Genomic DNA, 676 nt, shown 5'->3' on the forward strand with positions numbered 1-676 from the left:
GCCGATCGTCACCACCGATCCCGATACCGCGCCATCCATGAGCACGCCGTTGCTGGCCACGCACGGATGCATGGGCATGCAATACGGCATGAGCGCTGTCGGCGTGCTGGAAAACATGCCGCCTGCCATTGCAGCCGCGCTCGGCCTGCCGCGACCGCAAGGCGTACTGATCGGCGGTGCGCTGCCGGGAGCCGCAGCGGACCGGGCCGGTCTCAGAACGCTGGACGTCGTCGTCTCGCTCAATGGCCGGCAAATCGAAAACAAGGAGCAACTCGCTCAACTGCTGGGACGCGTGCCCGCAGCCTCCACCATCAAGCTGGGCATCTGGCGCAACCGCAAGCTGGAATATGCGCAGGTCACGCTCGATCCGCAAGTCTCGCAACTGTTGTTGCCGAGCGCCGCACCGGGCTATTGCTTCGCCTGGATCAATGCCAATGCCGCCGCTAAAACCGGCGCCGTCAGTTATGAATTCGTGGTGTCGGCAGCCGACGCTGCGGAGGACATCAATCCGGCCATCGGCGCGCAGTTCCGTGCCTACCTGATCGAGCGCGGCATCGGCGCGGAGTTCGGCAACGCACCCGGTTATGCGGTGTGCCGCAAGTCGCGGGAGGCCATCATCAATGCACGCAATGAAGCGACGGCCGCGACCAAGCAGACGCTGGCGACGACCGGCAAG

At 64.9% G+C, this 676-nt stretch carries 1 protein-coding gene; it reads left to right on the plus strand.

Translation table 11 applies throughout. The features are described 5' to 3' along the window. Nucleotides 1-37 precede the first annotated feature (37 nt). On the plus strand, nucleotides 38-676 hold a 639-nt coding region (locus tag E6R62_RS37920), incomplete at its 3' end, for a PDZ domain-containing protein (RefSeq protein WP_136217955.1).

The organism is Streptomyces sp. A1136, assembly GCF_004795055.1.
Classification (GTDB): Bacteria; Actinomycetota; Actinomycetes; order Streptomycetales; family Streptomycetaceae; genus Streptomyces.